This is a genomic window from Parabacteroides sp. AF48-14 (genome assembly GCF_003477465.1).
In the GTDB taxonomy this organism is placed as follows: domain Bacteria; phylum Bacteroidota; class Bacteroidia; order Bacteroidales; family Tannerellaceae; genus Parabacteroides; species Parabacteroides acidifaciens.
Genome location: NZ_QUDI01000005.1, coordinates 101,651 through 123,054 on the forward strand (window position 1 = coordinate 101,651; position 21,404 = coordinate 123,054).

At 44.4% G+C, this 21,404-nt stretch carries 16 protein-coding genes; 15 read left to right on the forward strand and 1 reads right to left on the reverse strand.

Annotation, left to right across the window (positions count from 1 at the left end; genetic code table 11):
• The first annotated feature begins 14 nt into the window (after window positions 1–14).
• Window positions 15–1,715 carry a hypothetical protein gene (locus DW083_RS03860; RefSeq protein WP_233551749.1) on the forward strand — a complete coding sequence of 567 codons (1,701 nt, stop codon included), beginning with the start codon at window positions 15–17 and terminating at the stop codon, window positions 1,713–1,715.
• 35 nt (window positions 1,716–1,750) lie between these two features.
• Window positions 1,751–2,578: a hypothetical protein gene (locus DW083_RS22550; protein ID WP_370038686.1), complete on the forward strand. Its 828-nt coding sequence runs from the start codon at window positions 1,751–1,753 to the stop codon at window positions 2,576–2,578.
• Here DW083_RS22550 and DW083_RS03865 read toward each other — a convergent pair.
• Window positions 2,575–3,423, reverse strand: coding sequence for an AraC family transcriptional regulator (locus tag DW083_RS03865; RefSeq protein WP_122331493.1), 849 nt, complete (start codon window positions 3,421–3,423; stop codon window positions 2,575–2,577). The two genes, DW083_RS22550 and DW083_RS03865, sit on opposite strands and share 4 nt — an antisense overlap.
• A 260-nt stretch (window positions 3,424–3,683) precedes the next feature.
• On the opposite strand from DW083_RS03865, the gene DW083_RS03870 reads away from it, so the two are divergent.
• The 13 genes from DW083_RS03870 to DW083_RS03930 all read left to right on the forward strand — a co-directional run bounded on the left by DW083_RS03870 (window position 3,684) and on the right by DW083_RS03930 (window position 21,402).
• The gene (locus DW083_RS03870; protein ID WP_122331494.1) at window positions 3,684–6,344 is read left to right on the forward strand and encodes a DUF4493 domain-containing protein; all 2,661 of its coding nucleotides are present in this window, start codon (window positions 3,684–3,686) and stop codon (window positions 6,342–6,344) included.
• A 61-nt stretch (window positions 6,345–6,405) separates the two neighbouring features.
• Window positions 6,406–7,068 (forward strand): DUF4493 domain-containing protein, encoded by a 663-nt coding sequence (locus tag DW083_RS03875; protein WP_158582084.1) that lies wholly within the window; start codon window positions 6,406–6,408, stop codon window positions 7,066–7,068.
• Entirely contained in the window at window positions 7,065–8,315 is a 1,251-nt protein-coding gene (locus DW083_RS03880; RefSeq protein ID WP_122331496.1) for a DUF4493 domain-containing protein, read from the forward strand. Before DW083_RS03875 ends, DW083_RS03880 begins: the two co-directional genes overlap by 4 nt.
• An 8-nt stretch (window positions 8,316–8,323) precedes the next feature.
• Window positions 8,324–10,495, forward strand: coding sequence for a PCMD domain-containing protein (locus DW083_RS03885; protein ID WP_158582085.1), 2,172 nt, complete (start codon window positions 8,324–8,326; stop codon window positions 10,493–10,495).
• Between the two features lie 9 nt (window positions 10,496–10,504).
• A complete protein-coding gene (locus DW083_RS03890) occupies window positions 10,505–11,245 on the forward strand; it encodes a hypothetical protein (protein ID WP_199659136.1) in 741 nt (246 codons plus the stop codon).
• 11 nt (window positions 11,246–11,256) lie between these two features.
• The gene (locus DW083_RS03895) at window positions 11,257–12,909 is read left to right on the forward strand and encodes a PCMD domain-containing protein (protein ID WP_122331499.1); all 1,653 of its coding nucleotides are present in this window, start codon (window positions 11,257–11,259) and stop codon (window positions 12,907–12,909) included.
• Window positions 12,910–13,778: 869 nt separating this feature from the next.
• On the forward strand, window positions 13,779–15,290 hold the full coding sequence (locus DW083_RS03900) for a DUF4493 domain-containing protein (RefSeq protein WP_122331500.1): 1,512 nt from the start codon (window positions 13,779–13,781) through the stop codon (window positions 15,288–15,290).
• Window positions 15,239–16,333 carry a hypothetical protein gene (locus tag DW083_RS03905; RefSeq protein ID WP_122331501.1) on the forward strand — a complete coding sequence of 365 codons (1,095 nt, stop codon included), beginning with the start codon at window positions 15,239–15,241 and terminating at the stop codon, window positions 16,331–16,333. The genes DW083_RS03900 and DW083_RS03905 overlap by 52 nt, the downstream gene beginning before the upstream one ends.
• A gap of 3 nt (window positions 16,334–16,336) precedes the next feature.
• On the forward strand, window positions 16,337–17,083 hold the full coding sequence (locus DW083_RS03910; protein WP_122331502.1) for a DUF4493 domain-containing protein: 747 nt from the start codon (window positions 16,337–16,339) through the stop codon (window positions 17,081–17,083).
• Window positions 17,084–17,094: 11 nt separating this feature from the next.
• On the forward strand, window positions 17,095–18,405 hold the full coding sequence (locus DW083_RS03915) for a DUF4493 domain-containing protein (RefSeq protein WP_122331503.1): 1,311 nt from the start codon (window positions 17,095–17,097) through the stop codon (window positions 18,403–18,405).
• A 4-nt stretch (window positions 18,406–18,409) separates the two neighbouring features.
• A complete protein-coding gene (locus DW083_RS03920; RefSeq protein ID WP_122331504.1) occupies window positions 18,410–19,252 on the forward strand; it encodes a DUF4493 domain-containing protein in 843 nt (280 codons plus the stop codon).
• Complete coding sequence (locus tag DW083_RS03925; RefSeq protein ID WP_158582086.1) at window positions 19,236–20,645, forward strand: PCMD domain-containing protein; 1,410 nt, start codon at window positions 19,236–19,238, stop codon at window positions 20,643–20,645. Before DW083_RS03920 ends, DW083_RS03925 begins: the two co-directional genes overlap by 17 nt.
• A gap of 28 nt (window positions 20,646–20,673) precedes the next feature.
• Complete coding sequence (locus DW083_RS03930) at window positions 20,674–21,402, forward strand: hypothetical protein (protein ID WP_122331506.1); 729 nt, start codon at window positions 20,674–20,676, stop codon at window positions 21,400–21,402.
• The last annotated feature ends 2 nt before the right edge of the window (window positions 21,403–21,404 follow it).

A 21,404-nucleotide genomic window follows, 5' to 3' on the forward strand; every position in this document is an offset into this window, starting at 1 on the left:
AACAGGAATAGGCCATGAAGAAAAAACTAATTGCACTGCTCGTCGTCCTGATTCTGATCCCCGGTTGGGTATCCGCCCAGCAAGCCTATTTTATAGACGGATATCATGGTGGAATCTACGGGCATTATCCGGTCGGACAGACCGCCTTTATCGCCCTCAAGTTGCGCCAGAATCCGGATTGGCACGTGAACCTCGAGATCGAACCGGAGTCGTGGGACGTGGTCAAGCAACGTGACCCCGAAGGATATACCGCCTTTAAGCGCTTGTTCAAAGACCAGTCGGTGGAGACCGGGCGGATCGAATATGTTAATCCGACGTATGCGCAAAGTTATTTCTTCGGCACTTCGGGCGAAAGCACGATCCGGCAGTTTGAATATGGGATGCAGCTGATACGGAAACATTTTCCGGAAGCTGTATTCACCACTTATTCGGCTGAAGAGCCTTGCTTCACGAGCTGTCTGCCCACGATCCTGAAGTCTTTCGGTTTTTCGTACGCTTCCACCAAGAACCCGAACACGATGTGGGGCGGATATGTCAATGCTTACGGTGGGGAACTGGTGAACTGGGTGGGACCGGACGGAACGAAGTTACTCACTGTTCCCCGCTATGCCTGCGAGAATTTGTCGCCCAACTCGACTTGGACATCTGTTGCCAGCTACAATTCGAAAGAATATATACGTAAATGCCTGGCAGCAGGTATCGGGAATCCGGTGGGAATGTGCATCCAGGATGCTGCCTGGAGCCATGGTTGGGATAACGGGCCCTGGCTGGGACGGGATACTTCCGCCTATTACACGCCGACGGCCTATAAGACCTGGCGCGATTATATCCGGAACTGTTCTGTCGGAACGACTACGGATGACTGGCACGCAACGCAGGAAGATTTCTTGCCCGGCTTGATGTGGGGAACCCAGGTCATGCAACGCCTGGCAACGGAAGTACGCACCTCGGAAAACGCAATCGTGCAGGCTGAGAAAATGGCGGCTTACGGACGTTTGTATAAAGGCATGGAATGGCCTGCCGAACGGATTGACGGAGGATGGCGGACACTTCTGTTGTCGCAACACCACGATTGCTGGATTGTCCCGTACAATAATTTAAAGGATAACAAGAACTGGGCGGAAACAGTCACGGACTGGACCGCTTCGACAAACCGGATCAGCCGCGAGGTCATCCGGGAAGCGTTCGGTTTGATGACCGAAAAGGGACAGACGGCCGTGCGTGTCTATAACACGTTAGCGACAGAGCGCGATGAGCTCGTCTCCGTCGAGGTCCCCGGCGCCTGGGCAAGTGACAAATGGGTGGTAGCCGACAGAAAAGGCAAGACCTATCCTGCTCAGTTGGTTACGGAAAACGGGCATACCCGGTTGTTCTTCCGGGCACAAGTCCCTTCTGCCGGTTACGCCTCGTACGCCCTTCGCAAAGCGGAGCCTGCAAAGACGAACGGTCCCCGGATCACACAAAACGCGGATGGTACCTATCTGCTGGAAAGTGATTTATACGCCTTGGTTATCGACCCGTCCCGGGGAGGGATTATACGCAGCCTGAAGTCTGCGAAGGCCCGGGGGTACGAGTATGTCGACCGGATGGATGAACGTAGTTTCAATGAGATGCGCGGTTATTTCGTGGACGAAGGACGGTTTATTTCCAGTACGGAACAGCCGGCAAAAGTCCGGATAGTCGAACAAGGACCCTGTTTGCCACTGTTGCGATAGAGGGCCGGATCGGCAATCATCCGTTTACGCAAACCATCCGCCTGGTGCAGGGCGATCCGCGTATCGAGATGCGTGTGAAGTTAGATTGGAAAGGCAATCCGCATATCGGTGAACCGGGTATCCCGTTTGATTCGAAAGATCCCCGGAAAGCTTTTTATGATGACCGCTACAAGCTGTTAGTGCATTTCCCTGTCAACCTTCCGGAACAACAGATTTATAAGAATGCGCCTTTCGATGTTTGCGAAAGCCGTCTGGAGAACACTTTCTTCAACCGGTGGGACAGTATCAAGAACAACCTTATCCTGAACTGGGTCGATTTGGGAAGCCGGAATAAGCCGTACGGTCTGGCTCTTTTCACCGACCATACCACCTCTTATGCACACGGACAGGATTTCCCGCTCTCGTTAGATCTTCAATATGCCGGAAAAGGTCTTTGGGGAAGGGACTATGATATCACCCGTCCAACGGAGATCACCTACGCTATCATGCCCCACACCGGCACATGGGAAAAGAGCCGCCTGTGGACTTGGAGCGAGCGGCGCAGTGAACCGCTGTTGGCAACCCTTACCGACGATTCTTCTCCCGACTCCGGTTCTTTCTTCCGGATAGAAGATCATGCATACGAGCTGGTGTCCATGACCTGCAAGGGAAATGATCTGTATATCCGCCTGTTTAATGCACAAGGAAATCAAGCCCCCAAAACGCTGACCTTCTCGGTGGAAGACATGAAGGCCTGCCTGGTGGAACTGGACGGACGTCCGGCGGGGGATTTAGCTGTGTCCAAAAAGAACAAAGCTTCATCCGTCACGTTCTCCATCCCCCGGTATGGAATAAGGACATTGAAAATAAGCGATATCTTCTAACTGTTTCTGTATTCCAACGGTCCCATTCCGACATTGCGTTTGAAATATTTGCCGAAGAAGGACATGTTGGTGAAGTTCAGCGAATAGGCGATATCGTGGATGCTCAGGTTTGTCGATTTCAACTGTGTTTTGGCATCCATAATCACCATCAGGGTGATGATCTCGACACAGGTTTTACCGGTTGTCTGTTTGACGATCGTACTGAGGTGTGCCGCAGTTATGCCAAGCTTTTTGGCATACCACGCAACGTTTCGTTGCGTGGTATAGTTCTGCATCACCAGGCGGCTGAAGTTCTTGCTGATCTGTTCGGCTTTGGATATGTTTGCCTTGCTTTGGATTTTGTCCTTGTGCATGGCGCCCACTCCCATCAGTATTCCGGACAGAAGGTGGTTCAGAATATCTTTGTTTAACCGGGAGCCACAAACCTCGTATGTTTTAAGAAGCAATGAGAAGTAGTCTTTCAGCAGTTGTGCGTGCTGCTCTTTCAACTCGATGATCGGGTTGTCTTTGACTGCATAAAGCATATCCATTGCCGATTTACCGATATTGGAATGTTCGATAAAATCCGACGAGAATCCCATAAAATAGATCTGTAAATCCCCCTCTACCTTGTGGATTTGTAAGATCGTACCCGGCAATATCGTGATAAAGCTGCCCGGCTTCACCTGCTTGCGCGTCAGATTGACAGAGGCTTCAATTTCCCCTTGCATGCAAAGCACGAATATCTCCGCTTTCAACCGGCACGGATAATTGACATACAGGCTGAGCAAGCCGATATCGTTGTGAGTAAGATTTCCGATGATCCAATCCTCGGGAAGGTCTATTTTAGGAATGTCGTTCTCCATATTTGTGTTTATTATCTCCTTCGCAAAGATAAACGGATTTTGCGGAAAATCTATACAAGTATTGAAAAATAGGACATAAAGTAAATGGAAAAGGTTGAGAACTGCAACTTATTAGTCCGTTTTCAGTCTGTATAATTCCGTAATGTCTAAAAAATAGGACACGTAATCGGATAAATAGACCTTGTAGGAATTTGCGAGTTGTCGTTATTTTGCACCGTTTTTAGTATAGGGTATGTTATTTAAAGGCTGATAGGCTGTTTATGAAGGACAAGAATCTTTGTAAGATGTGCTCCGTAGGAAAAGTCATGTTCCTGATTGGGAGTGTTTTCGTTCTGTTGATATCTATATTTTCATGTGATTCGGAAAAAGCAGGGGTGTTTGAGCATCCCGGCCTGTTGCAGTTTGGACTTTCGGCTGATACTGCCGGTATTCAGGGAAGCCAGGTACTGACGAAGGCTGTTTTGCCGGACCTGACCCCTTATCTCAACACGAACCTCTATAAGATAGAAATTCTGCAAGGAGAGGAGGAGACAGTCGTCTCTTCTTTCGAGCATTATGAGGATATGCCGGATCTTGTAGAGTTGGAGCGGGGTAACTACCGGATTCGTGCCTCTATGGGCGAACTGAAGGCGGCCGCTTTCGAGGCTCCCCGTTTTGAGGGTGTGTCGGATTTCATTATTAAGGAAAACATGACAACCAAGCTGGATGTGACTTGTTCGTTGGCAAATGCGCGGGTGACGGTTGCGTATACGGATAGTTTCAAAGTCGTTTATCCCACATATACACTTGGCATAGAAACCTCCCATACGACAGAACCTTTTGAGTTTGTGCAGGATGAAGCACGTTCCGGATGGTTTCAGGTAAATACAGAGGGAGAGGATCTGAAAGGGATTTTGACCGTAAAGCCTGATACTGGCGAAGTAAAGCAGTTTACCGTAACAATCCCCTCCGTAAAACCCAAAGACAATGTGATGCTCACCTTTAACTCTACCCCTAATACACGTCCGGATCAGGGGCTGACGGTGAAAGTTACGATTAATGAAGAGACAGAGGAAAAGCCTGTTTATGTGTATATTCCGGATTATATGCTTCCCGTAGATGCGGCGTTATTAGAGGCGCATGGGTTTGCGCATGCGGACCCGATCGTTCTGGGAGCAAGTGACGTGGTGACAGAGGCAAATGTAAAGATGTATGTTCCCGGAACTATCGAGAATTGCAAATTGTCAATATGGGAAGATGAAGGGAAGGCCATGGAGTACGACCTGGCTCATTTGAGTGATGGGGAAAAGATGAACTTAACGGCTAAAGGCTTTAATCTCCCCGAAATTTGGCATAAGAAGCAGGTGACATTAGACTTCAAGCCTGTAGTAGAAAAACTTCCTCGTATAGAAGAAGGTAAAACAGAGGTGAAACAATATAATTATCAGCTTATCGTGACAGATTCGCTGGTGAATCCTCATGTGAGTAGACCTTTGACGCTAAGCGTGAAGATGATACCGGATGTAGCTCCGAAGATCTTGTTTTCGGATGGTTTTATCAGTTCGCAGGTTATTCGTGTAACGGAAGGTGGCATTGTGTATAGCGATGGTATAAAGAATGATTCTGAATTTAAAGCGACAATCAAATCGAGTACAACGCTTTCTGCCTGCATGCTGAAAATAACGGATGCAACGGGAACATCACGTGAGTATAATTTGCTTGCAGGCGAATCTGTTGCGGGTGTGAAATATGATTTAAGTGCTTCGACTCCTTATGTAAACTTGAAAGAGCTTATTTCAGCTTTGGTACTGGATGATGACAACATAAAGCGATACGAATATGAACTCACTGTCCGAACTGAATTTGATGGTTCGACTTACGAAGATGTGAAAACATTTATCGTAGATTTGATTCCTCCTAAGTTTGAAATGTCAATGAACGGCGATACGGAAGAGAATGGAGATGCCTTTGCCAAACGTGCTGTGCTGAGAGCCAAGACAACAACAGGTGATGCAGAGAAATTATCTTTCCAGTTATATGAGGATGGACAATGGAAAGACCTCACAAAAGAACGGATCGATGGCGAAGTTTCGATAAAAGAGGATGTCGCCTCTGCTGTGGTAACGGGGCTTAAGCCGGAAACACAGTACAGGGTCCGGGCGAAGTATGGAAAGCATATTTCGGGGGAGATGACGTTTACGACAGAAAAAGAGGTTTATTTACCAGCTAATATATCTGGTATTGAAGATTGGTATAGTGAAAATGGAAATGGAGGAAAATGGAAGAAATGGTATCCCTATAATCAAGGAGAAACTAATCCTGCTTGGAATACATTGAATCCCAAAACGACATCTCCAAATAGCAAGTATGCATATGCATCAAGTTCAGGAACATTACAAGCTTCTGGTAGTGATGCGGTTTCTGGATATTCAGCATTGTTGCAAACAATTGCTTGGGGTAGTGGGGTTACTGCTGCAGGCTCAGCTTCGGCAGGAAATGTAAATGATCATAATGTGGATCCTGGGTTTCTGTATTTAGGGAAATATAATGAGAATCCAGGATATACCTTAGGAGATGGATATAGCTTTGAATCTAAACCATATGGTGTCTATTTTTCCTATAAATATTATCCATATAAATCGGATGACCAATTTACAGTGGAAGTGGTAGTTGCAAATGATGATGAAATACTGGGGCGATGTATTAAGACAATAGGTGGCAGACAAGAGGAATTTAAAATGGATGAGGTAATAATTAATTATAATTGGTTTAAAAAACTTTCTAAGGCGACTCATGTGTATATATTGGTGAAATCAGGTGAGGTTGTTGGCAGTAAGAGTAGTAATGTGAATTTAGTGTTTGATGCAAGTATATTCTCTTCAGGGTCGGTCCATATTGGTAGTAAATTATATATAGATAATATTCAGTTGAAATATGAGTAATGAGATTAAATATTTGTCTTTTTTATTAATCTGCATTTTATTTTCTTGCCAACAAGAAAATATGCAATATAATCAGCACGGTTCCCTCTCCCTCCTCATGGACACCAAGAGCGGAACTGACATCCCTGCCATAATGAAATCGACATCTACGGTAGATGTCGATACCTTCCACATCGTGATAAAAGATGCCGGCGGGCAGCCGATAAAGCAGAACTTTGACACCTTTGCCGAACTGAAAAAGGAAGGTCTGCCTTTATTGCTCCCGATAGGCGCTTATATGGCAGAAGCCTCTTCCGGCGATCTTCCCGAAGCAGCCTTCGACAGCCCTTGCTATAGGGGGCAGAAGGAGTTTGTCATTGAAGAAAATACGGTTACCGAAGTGAAGCTGCATTGTACGCATCAAAGCATTAAAGTATCATTGAAGTATACGGATGCGTTTTTGAATATGATCAATCCCGACTTTAAAGTGATGGTGACAAACAGCAGGGCGGAATTGCTCTTTACGAAAAGTGAAACGCGTTCCGGCTTCTTTACCGTAAGCCAGCTGTTCACGGTGCATGTGACGGGAACGGCAAAAGAATTCGGGACACGGGTCGATTTTGCCGGTGATCTGAAGCATCTGGAAGACGGTGTGGAACAGGAATTGAAAGCCGGCGATCATTTGATTGTGACATTGGATGCCTATAAAGAAACACCTACAGTAAAATCAGTACAGGTATTATGAGGACAATAGCATATATCATTCTGCTTTTTTCGCTCTTGGGCGGACTGACCTCCTGTGAGATGAAGAAGGAACTGACCGGAGGTTTGAAACCCGGTAATCCGGGAGAGGCACCGGTTGATCCGACGGTAACAGGTGCTCTGGATCTTAAATTGAATCTGCGTCCGGAGACCGATACGCAGGAAACAAAAGCTAAGGCCGATGTGGCTGCAACAGTCGATGTGAACGACTTTAACATCCAGATTATTGACTCGACGGGAACAGTAGTCCGTAGTTTCGACTCCTATCGTGAATATCAGGATGCTGACGAACTGCTGCTAAAAGAGGGTCTGTACACGGTCCGTGCCACATGGGGCAAACTGTATGAGGCCGCTTTTGATGCACCCTATTTTGTCGGAGATACGGTTTGCCGGATAGAACCGGGAGTCGTCAGCTCGATCAAGACCGATTGCAGCCTGCAGAACGCCAAAGTAAACATCGATTATACGGAAGATTTTCTGAAAGTGTTCAAAGATGATTATGCCGCTATCGTGACAAATGGAGTAGGAGCTTTGACGTTGGACAAGAAGGAACAGCGTGTGGCCTATTTCCGCTCAAATAATAATATCCATCTGACAATCAATGCGACAACCGTGAAAGGCCTGGATGTAATCTCCAAGCATAAGATAGAGGAAGCCCGCCCCAACGCCTTGTATAATGTCGTGTTGGGTATCGACATGAGTGTAGACTCCGTTATCGACCAAGTACTGAAACCCGGCATTACGGTCGACATCACGATGCACGACCGCGATACGGTGATCGACATTGAAGCTCCCGCCCTTCCTCCCGATCCGGATGAGGGAACGGGTGAACCGGGAGAGGATGCCGCGATTACAATAACGGGTAACGGACTCGATTCTCCGATTGAAATGACAGAGACAGAGGCTAATGCCAACAGTGTGCCGGTAAAAGTTGTGATAAAGGCTCCAGCCGGTTTGTCGAAAGTTTTGGTGAAGATAATCGCTCCGGAACTGGAGGCGATATTAGGGAAGGAGAACCCGTTTGATTTGGTTAATCCTACGGAAGAGATAAAAACCATTTTGGATGGAGTCGGGTTAGTACGTCCGTTGGCAGGTGATTCGGAATATGCTTTGGATGTAACCGGGTTTATGGGAATGTTGGGTGGTCCAGGTACATATAAATTTGATGTCACGATTACCGACAGTAAGAGTAATAACCTGTCTAAAACGTTGACCGTAATTATCAAATAAGTATGAATATGAAGCAATATATATATTGTCTGCTTGTAATGCTGATTCTCTTTCCTTCTTGTGAGGAGAAAGAGAGCTTGTTGGAGACAGGTTTCCTCTGTGTGAATCCGTCGGTGGATTATACTTTGGTGACAAAAGCCGCAGAAAGTGATAGTTTGCCGATGAGTGTTGCGATCTGTAAAGCGTCTACCGGCGATACTGTAAAATATTTCGAGAATTATAAAACGGATCCGGGGAATGAAAAGATTACTCTCGCTGTAGGCCAATATCATGTAAAAGCCAGTCTGCTGCATTCGGGTAAGGCTGCTTTTGACAAACCTTTCTATTTTGGTGTAGACACGATAGATGTGGTGAAATCGACTATAAAGGAGTCTGAGGTCGTTTGTACGCTGGCAAATGTCAAGGTAACAGTGAATTATTCGGATATGCTAAAGAAATTCTTTACCGGATATAAAGCGACAATCGGTAATGCCAGTGGCGAATTGACCTTTGAAGAGGATGAGAAGCGTGCTGGCTATTTCGCTCCGGGTAAACTGAACGTAACGCTGAATTTAGTCAATAACGATGGTACCGCTTACAAAATAGTAAAAGAGATACCGGATACAAAAGCGCGTGAGCATTACCGTCTGACTTTCTCGATCGGTGAAGAGCCGGAAAGTCCGGAAGCGGGTGGAGACTTTGACATAACGGTGAACGAAGAAACGAACGATATTGAATGTACATTGAATGTTCCTGTCTTTACGGATGATTATGGGCGGAATGTTCCGAAGATAAATATTGATGCATCTAAAATCACTGAAGAGCATTTAGTAAATGTTGTTGCCGGCAAAGCAGGAGATGAACATTTGCAAATTAATGTGTCATCAGAAAAGACAGGCTTGTCTCTTGTTGCGTTAAGTCTGAAATCGGATTATTTTGATCAAAAAGGTGTGTCCGGTTATTGGGATTTGACAAAGCTGGATGATAATGCAAAGAGTTTGCTAAGTAGTGTCGGCATTATGTGTACGCCCATCGATGATAATACGAAAACGGTTGTAATAGATTTAAATGGTTTGTTGAGAGATAATCCGTTTGATGAACCGCTGTGGGCCGAACATGGACCGATTGTCAATGAAATAACGGTTATTGTCCGCGATATATTGGGACAGCAAATAGAAGAATCTCTCACTGTTCGCCTAAGACCGGATGTTGCCGTTCAAACATTGGAACCGACACCCTGGCCATATCGTGCCTACTTGAAAGGATTGGCAGGAGATAATACAGATCTGGGATTTAAGTTCAGGAAAGCAGGGGACGATGATTCGGCATGGCAATCTGTGTCTGTCGCATCATCCGATATTAGGGAAACAGAGAATGGATATGAATTTTATGCCATTATCAAAGATTTACCTATGAATACGGACTATGAGTTCAAAGCGGTTGCCGGAGAATCCGAAGGCGTGGTTATTCCTTTTACAACCGAAGGGGTTAATGGTAAGTTCACTGTACCGAATTTAAGCTTTGATGAATGGACGAAAAATGGTAAGAATTGGTTCCCGAATGCGACTTCAGACCGTGGTAACAGTAGTTTCTGGTGGGATTCCGGTAATCAGGGTGCGAATACTATTGGAGAGAATAATCCGACATCTCCCGAAGAATCCGATGTTAAAAAGGGGAAAGCTGCAAGGTTAGGCAGTACAGCTGTTGCGGGTGTATTTGCGGCAGGAAGCCTATTTACCGGAACTTTCGGAAAAGTAGAAGGGTTGAGCGGAGCTTCTCTAAACTTTGGACATCCGTACACCGGGCATCCGACAAAATTGAAAGGCTATTATAAATATAATTCGGGTAAGATAACTAATACGAAGAAAGATTTTATCAAGAAAGACGATCAGGATAGTTGTCACATTTACGTCGCTTTGTGTAATTGGAGTTCGGCATATCCTGTCAATACGAATACAGGTTCTTTTGTTGATTTATCCGATGAAAGAATTGTCGCTTTCGGTGAGTTCAAAAGTAATACGACCGTCTCGGCCTATACTGAGATTACAATTGATATTAAATATCGTCATCCTGAGGTGAAACCCACATATATTCTGATTGTGGCTTCTGCCAGTAAGTATGGAGATTATTTTACAGGAAGTACAAGTAGTGTCTTGTTACTTGATGAGTTTGAATTATTGTTTGATGATCCTGTTGAGTAAAAGATGCGAATGAAAAGGATAATAGTATTTATATTTTGTATGTTGCCATTGGTCGCTTTCTCGAAAACAGCCAAAGAAGCCAAATACGACCGCGGGATCGTGATGAAAACATTTATACCGAAAGGGCAATGGATGGTGGGGACGACTTTCTCCTATTCCGAGCATGTGGACGATAATTTTGAGTTCCTATCCGTCCTGAAAGATATAAACAGTGAAGGGTATACATTCAAGGTGACTCCGTTAGTGAGTTATGCGATCCGCAATAATATAAGTATAGGCGGACGGTTTGCCTATTCCCGTTCTTATACGAAACTGGATAATATCGACCTGTCGTTGGGCGACGACCTGAGTTTTCAGGTGGAGGACTACCATGATGTGTCCAACACCTTTTCGGGAGCAGTCTTTCTTAGGACATACCTGAACCTGGGCGATAGCAAACGCTTCGGCCTTTTCAATGAAGCAAGGGTGACATACGGGTATTCGACAAGCAAGTCTACCACCGGGACCGACCTGGACCTGAGCGGGATGCATCAGTTGAAACATTCGCTGAATATCGGCGTGGCTCCCGGACTGACGGTCTTTATCAATGATTTTTCGGCGGTAGAGGCTTCCGTAAATGTGGCGGGGCTGGACTTTAAATGGTACGATCAGACGAAGGATCAGGTGTATAAAGGCTCTCGCCGATCAAGTTCCGCCAATTTTAAGATTAATCTGTTGTCTATCGATTTGGGTATTGTCTTCTACCTTTAAACTGAGTTACGATGTATAGAAAGGAAATATGGATATACCTCTTGATCGGGATAGCAACTCTTCTTCAGAGTTGTATAGAAAATGATATTCCTTATCCGAGGATAAAGGCCGAGATAGAAAAGATCGACGTGGAAGGAATGGTCACAGCCAAGATCAATGGCGAGATGAACACAGTAACGGTGAAAGTCGCGGATACGCTCGACCTGAGAAATGTACAGGTCAGGACGCTGGAAGTGACGGCTGGTGCGACCGTGATGCCTGATTCGTCATCATGCCTCGACTTTGTCCATTTCCCCGATACCGGCTTCTCTTCGGTCGACAGCTTGCCGGGGACGGTGAATACGCGGATGAATTTCAGGAAGCCGGTTTCTTTCCTGCTTCGTATCTATCAGGATTATTTGTGGACGGTCTCGGTAGAGCATGATATTAACCGGATCATCAAAGTAAAGAACCAGGTCGGGACACCTCTGGTCGATGAACATAATAAACAGATTGTCATCTATGTGGATGAAGCGGCTCAACCTGCATTCTCCAATATTGAGATCGAGACGTTGCAGTTAGGCAGCTCAATTGCCGTCACAACCCCTCTGCCCGAAACGGTTCATGACTTCCGGCGCCCCCAGACCTTTACGGTTGCCGCATTCGGCGAAACGGAAACATGGACGGTCAGCGTTCTCCATCCGGGCGATGACGTGCAGACAAACACCGTCTCTGCATGGTCGAAGCGGGTCTATATCGAAGGAACAACCAAGACAGGGCAGGTCTCGGCCCGTTACCGTATAGTTGACACAACGACAAAAGCCGGGGGAGAAGGAGAGTGGGAGAATGTATTATCCAATGAAATCGAGATTCGCGAAGACGGCACCTTCCTGTTGACTTTCACGCATCTGAAGCCGGGCAGCACATACGAATATGAGTTGACAGTAGATGGAAAGACCGACGGAGTGCAAACCTTTACAACGGAAACGATAGATCCTGTCCCGAACCTCTCGTTCGATGATTGGTATAAGGATGGGAAAAGCTGGTATGCCAATAAAGACCTGACAGAAGCCTATTATTTCTGGGATTCGGGAAACAAAGGCTCTAACTCGGTCGGAGAAGCGAATCCGACCTCACCCGAAACGAATGACGTTGTGAAAGGGAAAGCCGCGCGGCTGGAAAGTAAAACAGTAGCAGGCGTATTTGCAGCCGGAAGCCTTTATACCGGAACATTCGGAAAGGTCGAAGGATTGAGTGGAGCCTCACTCAATTTCGGGCGTCCCTATACATCCCGTCCTTCTGCCTTGAAAGGCTATTATAAATACAATGCCGGAACGATAGACAAGGCGAAAGCTCCTTATGAAGCGTTGAAAGGCCTCAAAGATTCCTGCCATATTTATGTCGGGCTGTTTGCTTGGGATAAGCCTTTCCCGGTAAGTACGAGTGACGGAGTGTTTGTCGATCGTACGTGGAACAATGAGACGATGGTGGCTTACGGTGAACTGGTTTCCGGTGAGACCGTAAGGGATTACACAGTTTTCACAATCCCGCTGAAATACCGGAATTATTCCACAAAGCCTACCTATATCCTGATTGTCGCTTCGGCCAGTAAGTATGGGGATTACTTCACTGGTAGTACAAGCAGTGTTTTGTTATTGGATGAGTGTGAACTGGTTTTTGAATAAATAGGGCAAAACCGTTCAACCTTTCACTCTGTCTATAACGTATAAATCAAAGCGTATAAAAAAGCTGAAAGGTTGGGTTGGATATGTATTCTCTTTCCAGATTCATTTTTTTATTCTCTATTTTTCATTACTTCTTTCCCGTCCCGTAAAATATAGCCTATATCCTGTTCGGCAACAGGGTATAGGATGCTCGTCAACAGGGTATAACCTTTCCCTAAAAAGGCCGGCATCTTTTTAGAAAGCGATGCCGACCGCTTTAGGAAAAGCTGCCTATCCTTTGTTTTTATCCGGTCCTCTATTGCATGTCACAACCGTATTCTTTTCATGTTACAACTGTCTTCCTTCTGTGTCACAGCTGGGTTTCTTTTGTTTCACAGTTGTAACATGAATAGCGGGCAGGTGTTGAGGAACCACGCATTCTGCATAATTGACTCGGTTTACCGGGTTGTTCCTTCCTTTACGGACTAAATGCATTGGTTGATAAATCGGGCAGGTTGGGTACCTGCCCCTATGAGGTCTGTTTGTTTCAATACTGCAAAATTGTGACCCCTTCCGTTTTTCTGTCTCATAGTAATGGTTCAGGCAAATCATAGTTATGATCCGCTAAAACCATACCAGTGTTTTGGGGTGGATACCATAAAACAGAACACTGTATAATGCTAAATGAGGCCTTTACTTTTGCTGTATTCATTGATTTCTAAAGAAAAGAACACGTAATCGGATAAATAGACCTTGTAGAGTTTTTGAGGTTGTTGTTACTTTGCAACGTTTTTTATTAGGGTAATTTTATAGAAAAAAAGGGTAATATCACGATTGATTGTGCTACTTCATGGTATAAGTATTAAGGTAAAAAAAGAGTTACTATACAAATGAAAGAGTATCAATTACGCCAGGGTCTGGGAAGGACCATTGCATTTTCTTTGTGTGTATGGGCGTCGGTTGCAGGATTTTTCTCCTGCGATTCGGACCGTTTGAACGGTGGAGGGAGCACGGGTATGTTAAGCCTGAATCTCGCTGCCGATACTACGAACATCAAGGGTGGCGCTATCTCCACTAAAGCTGGAAATATTTTAGCGGATTTCGAGGATGTGGACAACTATACTGTCCAGGTCTTCCAAGAGAGCGACACGTTGAAAAGCGCTTTGTATAAAGATTTTCCAGAACAGCTGGAAATCAAAGAGGGCTCTTATACGTTGCGCGCCTCTAAGGGTGGAAACCTGCCTGCCGCTTTCGATAATCCTTATTTCGAGGGAAGCACTGATTTTGTCATCAAGAAAGATATGAAGACGCCGCTGGAGGTAACATGCCGGATGGCGAATGCGCGTATCTATACGGAATATACGGAAGATTTCCTGAAAGCATATTCCGATTACAGCGTCTCCCTGAAGACTTCTTATATGGATGGCGCCTTCACGATTGCAAAAGGCGAAACGCGTGGCGCGTATTTGCAGGTGGCAAAAGAAGGAACACCTCTAAGTATTGCGATCTCGTTGATGCGTGAAAGCTGGAAAGAACCGAAAGTCTATTCCGTTACGAATCCTTCTATCACGCTGAACCCGAAAGAATCCGTCACACTTAAATTTGCTACGGATGGAAAGACGGGTGACGGACTTGCGCTGTCGATCGAGTTGGACGATTCGATGGAAGATGCCGATCTTGAGTTCGGTATTCCTGATTTTATGTGGAAACCGTTTACGGATTTGCGCATTTGGGCTTGCGGGTTCGAAAATAATGTACTGGTAGATATGAATGTGACGGATGGTTATCAGAATGATTCTTGTACGGTTAAGGCAGAAGTTCCGGGACGTATCAAGGAATGTTGGGTTGTCCGTTTGGAAGATGGTGAAAAGATCGATAGTGTCGATATCGCAACATCCGCAGGTTTGAATACCGCTGAAAAGGATTGGGGGTTGAAGTCTGTTTCTTCTCCGATTGCAGGTGTGAAAGGTATTGAGTTGGATTTGAAAGGTGCATTTAATCAATTGTATGCTTCCGAGAAAGATAAAACTTACGGTTTTAGTGTCTATATTAATGATGCATTGAATGTGATGCATACTTCGGATGTGGTAACAGCTTCCGTGAATCTGAAAGCAGCTAAAGAACCAACTGTCGGTAAATTTGAATGGTCTGTTCCTTCTAAACATTCATTGGAAAAAGATACGGCTATTGCGGTTATGGCAGAAGCGGGAATAAAAACATTAACTCTGAAGGTGAATAAGGATGGTGCTATGCAGGGCCAGTATGATATGCTTTCTGATGATTTACCGGATGGAATCTTTTATGATAAACAAAATCGTAAGATGTATTCAAGAAAGAATGTTCAAGTAAGTTGGAATCGAAAGAACAAGATGCTTCTACTTATTCTTATGAAGTTTCTGTAACGGATAATTTGGATAAGAAGGTTACTGTGACATCGACTTTGGAAGTAACGCCTGTCTTTACGATTGTTGTGCCGGAAGGTGGCGTTTGGACAAATAGAGCAACGATACAAGTGGTGGAGGATGTGAAATATTCAAAGTCTTATCAACTGAAAGTTGGAGAGAAATGGCAAGATTATTCTGATGCAACAATTACAGGATTGCAGCCGAATACAACATATACGGTTCGTGCTTTGGTTAATAATTGGCCAACAACAGAGGCAACGTTTACGACAGAGGACGTTTTCCAGATTCCGGATGGTGGGTTTGATAAGGAATGGACGAAAGATGTGATAGATGCGGTAAGTACAGACTTATTTGGAGTCGGTTTAGTTGGGCGGGATATTGATGTGTGGTATCCGTATAGTGAAAAGCAAAATGCTTTCTGGTCAACAAATAATCTTGTGACAACCTCTGCTGATCCCAGTTTAGGTACAGCATACTATATTCAATATTCAGGAACGAAAAGGGTTAATGATGCTGTAGAAATTACAACTCTTGGATATGGTTATGGGAGTAGATTTACGGAAAAATTCCAAAATTGGGAATGGGTTCCAAATCCATCTCCAAAAGAACTTTTAACAGGAGCATTATTCGCTGTTTCGTATGATGAAGAGACATCTTCATTTGTTGAAGGGTATAAAATCTCATCACGCCCTCAAAAAATGTCATTCAAATATAAATATTTACCATACGGAACTGATGCTTGCAAAGTAAAAGTTGCAATCATTAGAAGAGAAGCTGAGAATGATGTAATATTGGCAAGTGATGAATTTACAACAAATGTAAAAAATGATGTTTTGTCAACAAAGACTTTAAATTTAAATTACGGAGAGAAGTCTTATTTAAAGCCTACTCATATTATTATTCGTTTTGAATCAAGTACATCATCATCTCCTTCCTATTATGGAATAAAAGGTTCTGATGGAGCATTGAAAGGATATGCAGATTCTAAATGTATCGGTAGTGTCTTAACCATCGACGACGTCGAACTAATCTACGAATAAAATATGAAAACATTAAACAACATATCAATCTTACTGCTCAGCGTACTCAGTATGCTGGCAGTATCTTGTCAGAAAGACGAGGTGGAAAACAGGGATATTCCTGAAAACTGCGGACGGTTTTCTTTGCAATCGTTAGGTATTGACGATGAGATACAAGTAGTCGGAACTAAGGCTTTCGGAATGGATGCCAATACATTCATTGTGGAACTTGTCGGTACGGGGGAAGAGAATAAGGATGCGCATCTTACGTTTGAATCTTTTTCCAAACTGAAAGAGCAGGATTATATCACGCTACCCGTCGGTAAATACACCGTGAAAGCCTATTCCCGTGCAAAAGTGGATGGGGGAGTTTATGATGATCCTTATTTCTATGGCGAGAATACGGAAGTGGTGATTCTGGAAAAGAAGATCACGACGGTCCCGGCTATAAACTGTACATTCCAGAGTGTCGCTGTCGATATTAACCTGACGCAGAGTTTCAACGCTCTTTTTGCAGATAATTATCAAATGAAAGTAATAAACGGAGCCGGCAAAGAATGCCTGTTTACAAAGGATAACGCAGGTCATGTTATTTACTTTGATGATGTAGCCGGCGGTTTACGGTTGGAATATACAGTCCAGGCTAAAAGCCAATCAAACGCTTATCCGACTCGTACGAAAGAATTGCAGAAAAGAGGGAACGCTCCTGCACCGAACGATTATTATATAGTTGAGTTTACCGGAGAGGATCCTGATACTAAAGCATTTTAAAAAGAACGATTATGAAAAGAAAGATACATATCCTTTATTTATTCGTGTTTCTGATAGCAGGATTTACATCCTGTGAAATGAAAGATGATCTGTTTGGAAAAAAGCCGTCCCGCGAAGACTTGCCGAAAGAAGTAGGCGTGCTGGACCTGAAGTTGGATCCGCAAAAGGAAAAAACGATTACGGGAAACGGAGAAACGAAAGCAACGGACGAAAGTCTGGATGTAAACGATTTCTCTGTAAAGATTCTGGATGAGAACGGCGAAGTGGTGGAAGAATATGCTTCGTATGCCGATATAGACGAGGTCTTGTTGGCTACCGGCAAATATCAGGTGGTTGCGACAAAAGGCGAATTGAAAGATGCTGCCTACGATACGCCTTATTATGAGGGAAAAGACACCTGCACGATCACTTCACAGGAAGTATCTTCGCTGGTTACTCCTTGCGTGTTGAGTAATAAGAAAATATCAGTTGCTTATACCGACGATTTTCGGGATCGTTTCAAAGATGACTACGAAATCGTGATGACGAACGGAAACGGTGTCCTCACTTTAAAGTCGGACGAAGAGAAGAAGCCGTTCTTCAAAACGACCGACCAGCTTGATTTTACGCTGCATGCAACGACCCGTTCCGGTTTGGAAACGCAATACTTCTGTGATCTTTATACGGATCCGACCGTTAAGGAATATAACAATATTGTCGTATGGCTGGATGTGGCCGAGCCGGACGATCCTGTAGAACCCGATGATCCGGATAATCCGGACGTTCCGGTTGGCCCAGAAGATCCAACGGAAACGCCCGACTCTCTGAAACGTCCGGTTATCAAAGTCGATATCCAGTTGGTGGAACGCGAATATACGATTACGATCCCGTCTGATTTTGTGGCCGGTGATGATGGTGGCAGCGGCGGTTCCGGAGATGGAGGTGGTGGAACGACTCCTACTAAGCCGGTTATTAAGGGAAGCGGGTTCGATTTGGACAGCCCGATTACGCTGACTGATGTAAATGCTTCTACCTTGAAAGTCGTTATCGATATGACATTGCCGACAGGCGTGAAGGCTATGACAGTCAACATATCTTCGGACAATAGTGACTTTACGGGAGCTGTGACAGACATAGGAAATCCTTTTGATATGTTGAATCTGAATAGCCAGCAGTCCGCTCTGTTAGCGCCAGTGAAGTCTGGGCAAAAGACGGTTAAGTTCGATGTCAGCAGCTTTATGTCTTTATTGAAGAACTTTGAAGGGACACATAAGTTCAGAATCTACTTGGAGGATTTGAACGGAACGTTCAATACAAAAACATTAACGATCATAGCGAAATAAGAAGATGGCAAAATATATATTATCCATATTCTTCTCTTTATTGTTGATTGGCTTTGTGTCATGTGATGAAGAGAAGAACACGAATAAAGGGCAAGGATATCTTTATTTAGGTGTAGAGAAGAATGTAACGATGCAGACGAAGGCGGTCGATCCGGTATTGGCTGTCGCTATTTTGAATGCGGCGGAAGATACGGTTAAGTATATTGCCGACTTCGAGAAGGAAAAGGCGGACGAAGGCATTTTGCTGGATGCCGGCACTTATCAGGTGGTCGTGGCTTCCGGCAAGAAAGATTCTGCGGCTTGGGAACTGCCGAACTTCTATGGAAAGACGGAATGTGAGATCAAGACGAATCAGGTGACGTCGGCAAAGATCACTTGTAAAATAGCCAATACGAAAGTAACGGTCGATTACAGTGACGATTTTAAGAAATACTTTATGGATTACAGTACGACGGTCAGTAACTCGTCCGGCTCTCTTACTTACGTGAAAGGGGAGACGCGTGGCGGTTATTTTGCTCCGGAGACGTTATCGGCCCTGTTAAAACTGACAAATACGGATGGCGAGCAGTTCCAGTTGAAGCGTGAATACAAAGATATTCAGGAACGGTATCATTATAAGTTATTCTTCAAACTAAGCGGTGATCCGGATACTCCTGACGATAGCGGTGAGGCTGGTGGCAAGTTTGATGATATAACTGTCGATGAAAGTGCAGATACGGTTGTTGTCTCGATTCCTATTAAGGTGGAAGATTTGGAGAATATCAAGGCTCCTGAGTGTACGCTGGAAGGATTTGGAGAGAATAATAGCTTGGAAGCGAAGGCGGGCGAGTTTGGAAATAGCACCTGAGCTTATCGCATCTTGCGGCATTGAAAAGTTATTAGTGACAATTGAGTCTGATTCTTTGCTTAATCGTTCTGGTTTACCTTCTTCTTTTGACTTGGCAAACCTGGATGCGGAAACAAAAACTTTATTGGAAAGCATTCACTTCCCAATGCCGGAGAATATAAAAGGAGCGAAAGATGAATTGTCTTTTGATTTGACGGATATGAGCAATGCCTTGGCTTCTTATGATGACAAGATCCAGATGCATCGCTTTACATTTACGGTGAGGGATGCGAAAACGCAGGAACAGAGCGTGTCGTTCTCTTATTCTGTCAAGCCGAACGTAGCGGTTATTACAAAAGATATAGCAGCAATAAATATCTGGTCGACGTTTACTTTCTTTAGCGGAGAAAGCGACAGCAATGATGGTTTGGGCTTTGAATACAAGAAGGTTTCCGATAGCGAATGGACTTTGGTTGATGTCACTTCTAAAAATGCGGATGGGAAAACATTCAGTGTATTTCGTAAAGGTTTGGAACCGAAAACAGCATACGTATATCGTGCCTTCAGTAGTGATCCGGATGGAAACCGCGTTTATGGAAATGAAGTTGAGTTTAAGACGGATTATGCGAATGCGGATGATAATAATAATCCGTTTGTACCGAACTTGGGGTTTGAAGATTGGAGTACAATAGAAAAATATAGTTGGTCTGCAAATGCAGGCGAAACCGAGGTTTTTTGGGGATCTGGTAATAAAGGCGCTAATACCGCAGCTGCAATCACAGGAGTACATAATCCAACAGCTCCGGAAGAAACTACTATTATCTCTGGTAAGGCTGTTAAGTTGGCGTCAGATGAGGTCTTTAATGTTTTGGCTGCAGCAAGTTTATATACGGGATATTTTAAAAAAACAGATGGGACGAATGGAATATTAAGCTTTGGACGTCCCTATGTTGGACGCCCTACTCAGTTAACAGGTTTTTATAAATATATTTCCGGTTCGATTAACATTGCTAAATCGGATTGTCCGGATGGAGTAAAGAAGGATGATCCTGATCAATGTCATATTTATGTAGCTCTTTGTACGCAAGAGTATGAAATTAGAACTAAAGCGAGCAATCGGAATCTATTTAAAAATGATGATACGGTATTGGCTTATGGCGAATTGATATCTAAAGAATCTGTAAGTGGTGATGAGAAAAATGGTTATAAAAAATTCGCTATTGACATTAAATATAAACCGGGTAGTGAAAATAAGAAACCAACCCATATTTTAATTGTTGCAACAGCCAGTAAATACGGTGATTATTTTACGGGAAGTACAAGCAGTGTTCTATATCTCGATGAATTCGAACTCCAATACGATTACAACCCCGCCTCCTTCGTCGGCACATCGCTTGAAGGCTTAGGTGAATAACGATACAGTTTTGAACAAATAACAGACAATGAAGCATATATTAATAATGCTATTGCTCGTATGCAGCATACCGGCAATGGCGAGAGGGAACAATTTTGATCGGGGGATAGAACAGAAGACATTTATCCCGAAGGGGCAATGGATGGTTGGAGCATCGTTTTCCTATTCCGAACATACGGACGATAATTTCAAGTGGTTGGTTATGGACGATGTGACCAGCACGGGATATACCTTTAAAGTGTCTCCCGTAGTCAGCTATTTTATCCGGGATAATATCGCAATCGGCGGACGTGTCGCTTATTCTCGCGGGCTGACGGATTTAGGAAATCTGTCGCTAAATCTGGGCGATGACCTGAGTTTCGATTTGTCTAACTATAAAGATAAGTCACACATGGTTTCGGGCTCCTTTTTTATCCGTACCTATCTGAACTTGGGAGACAGCAAACGTTTCGGCTTGTTTAACGAAGCCCGTGTGACTTACGGATACGGACAGAGCAACGTAGAAGACGGAACAGGTGACGAACTGAAAGGAACGCATCAGATCAAACAGAACCTGAACTTTGGCGTTGCACCCGGTATCACCTGCTTTATCAACAACTATGTTGCGGTAGAGGCGGCAATCGATGTCTTAGGATTGGACTTCAAGTGGTATGACCAGAAAACCAACCAGGTGGAGACCGGCAAGCGCACCAATAGCGGGGCGAATTTTAAAATCAACCTCCTGTCGATCAATTTAGGTATTACATTCTATATATAAAC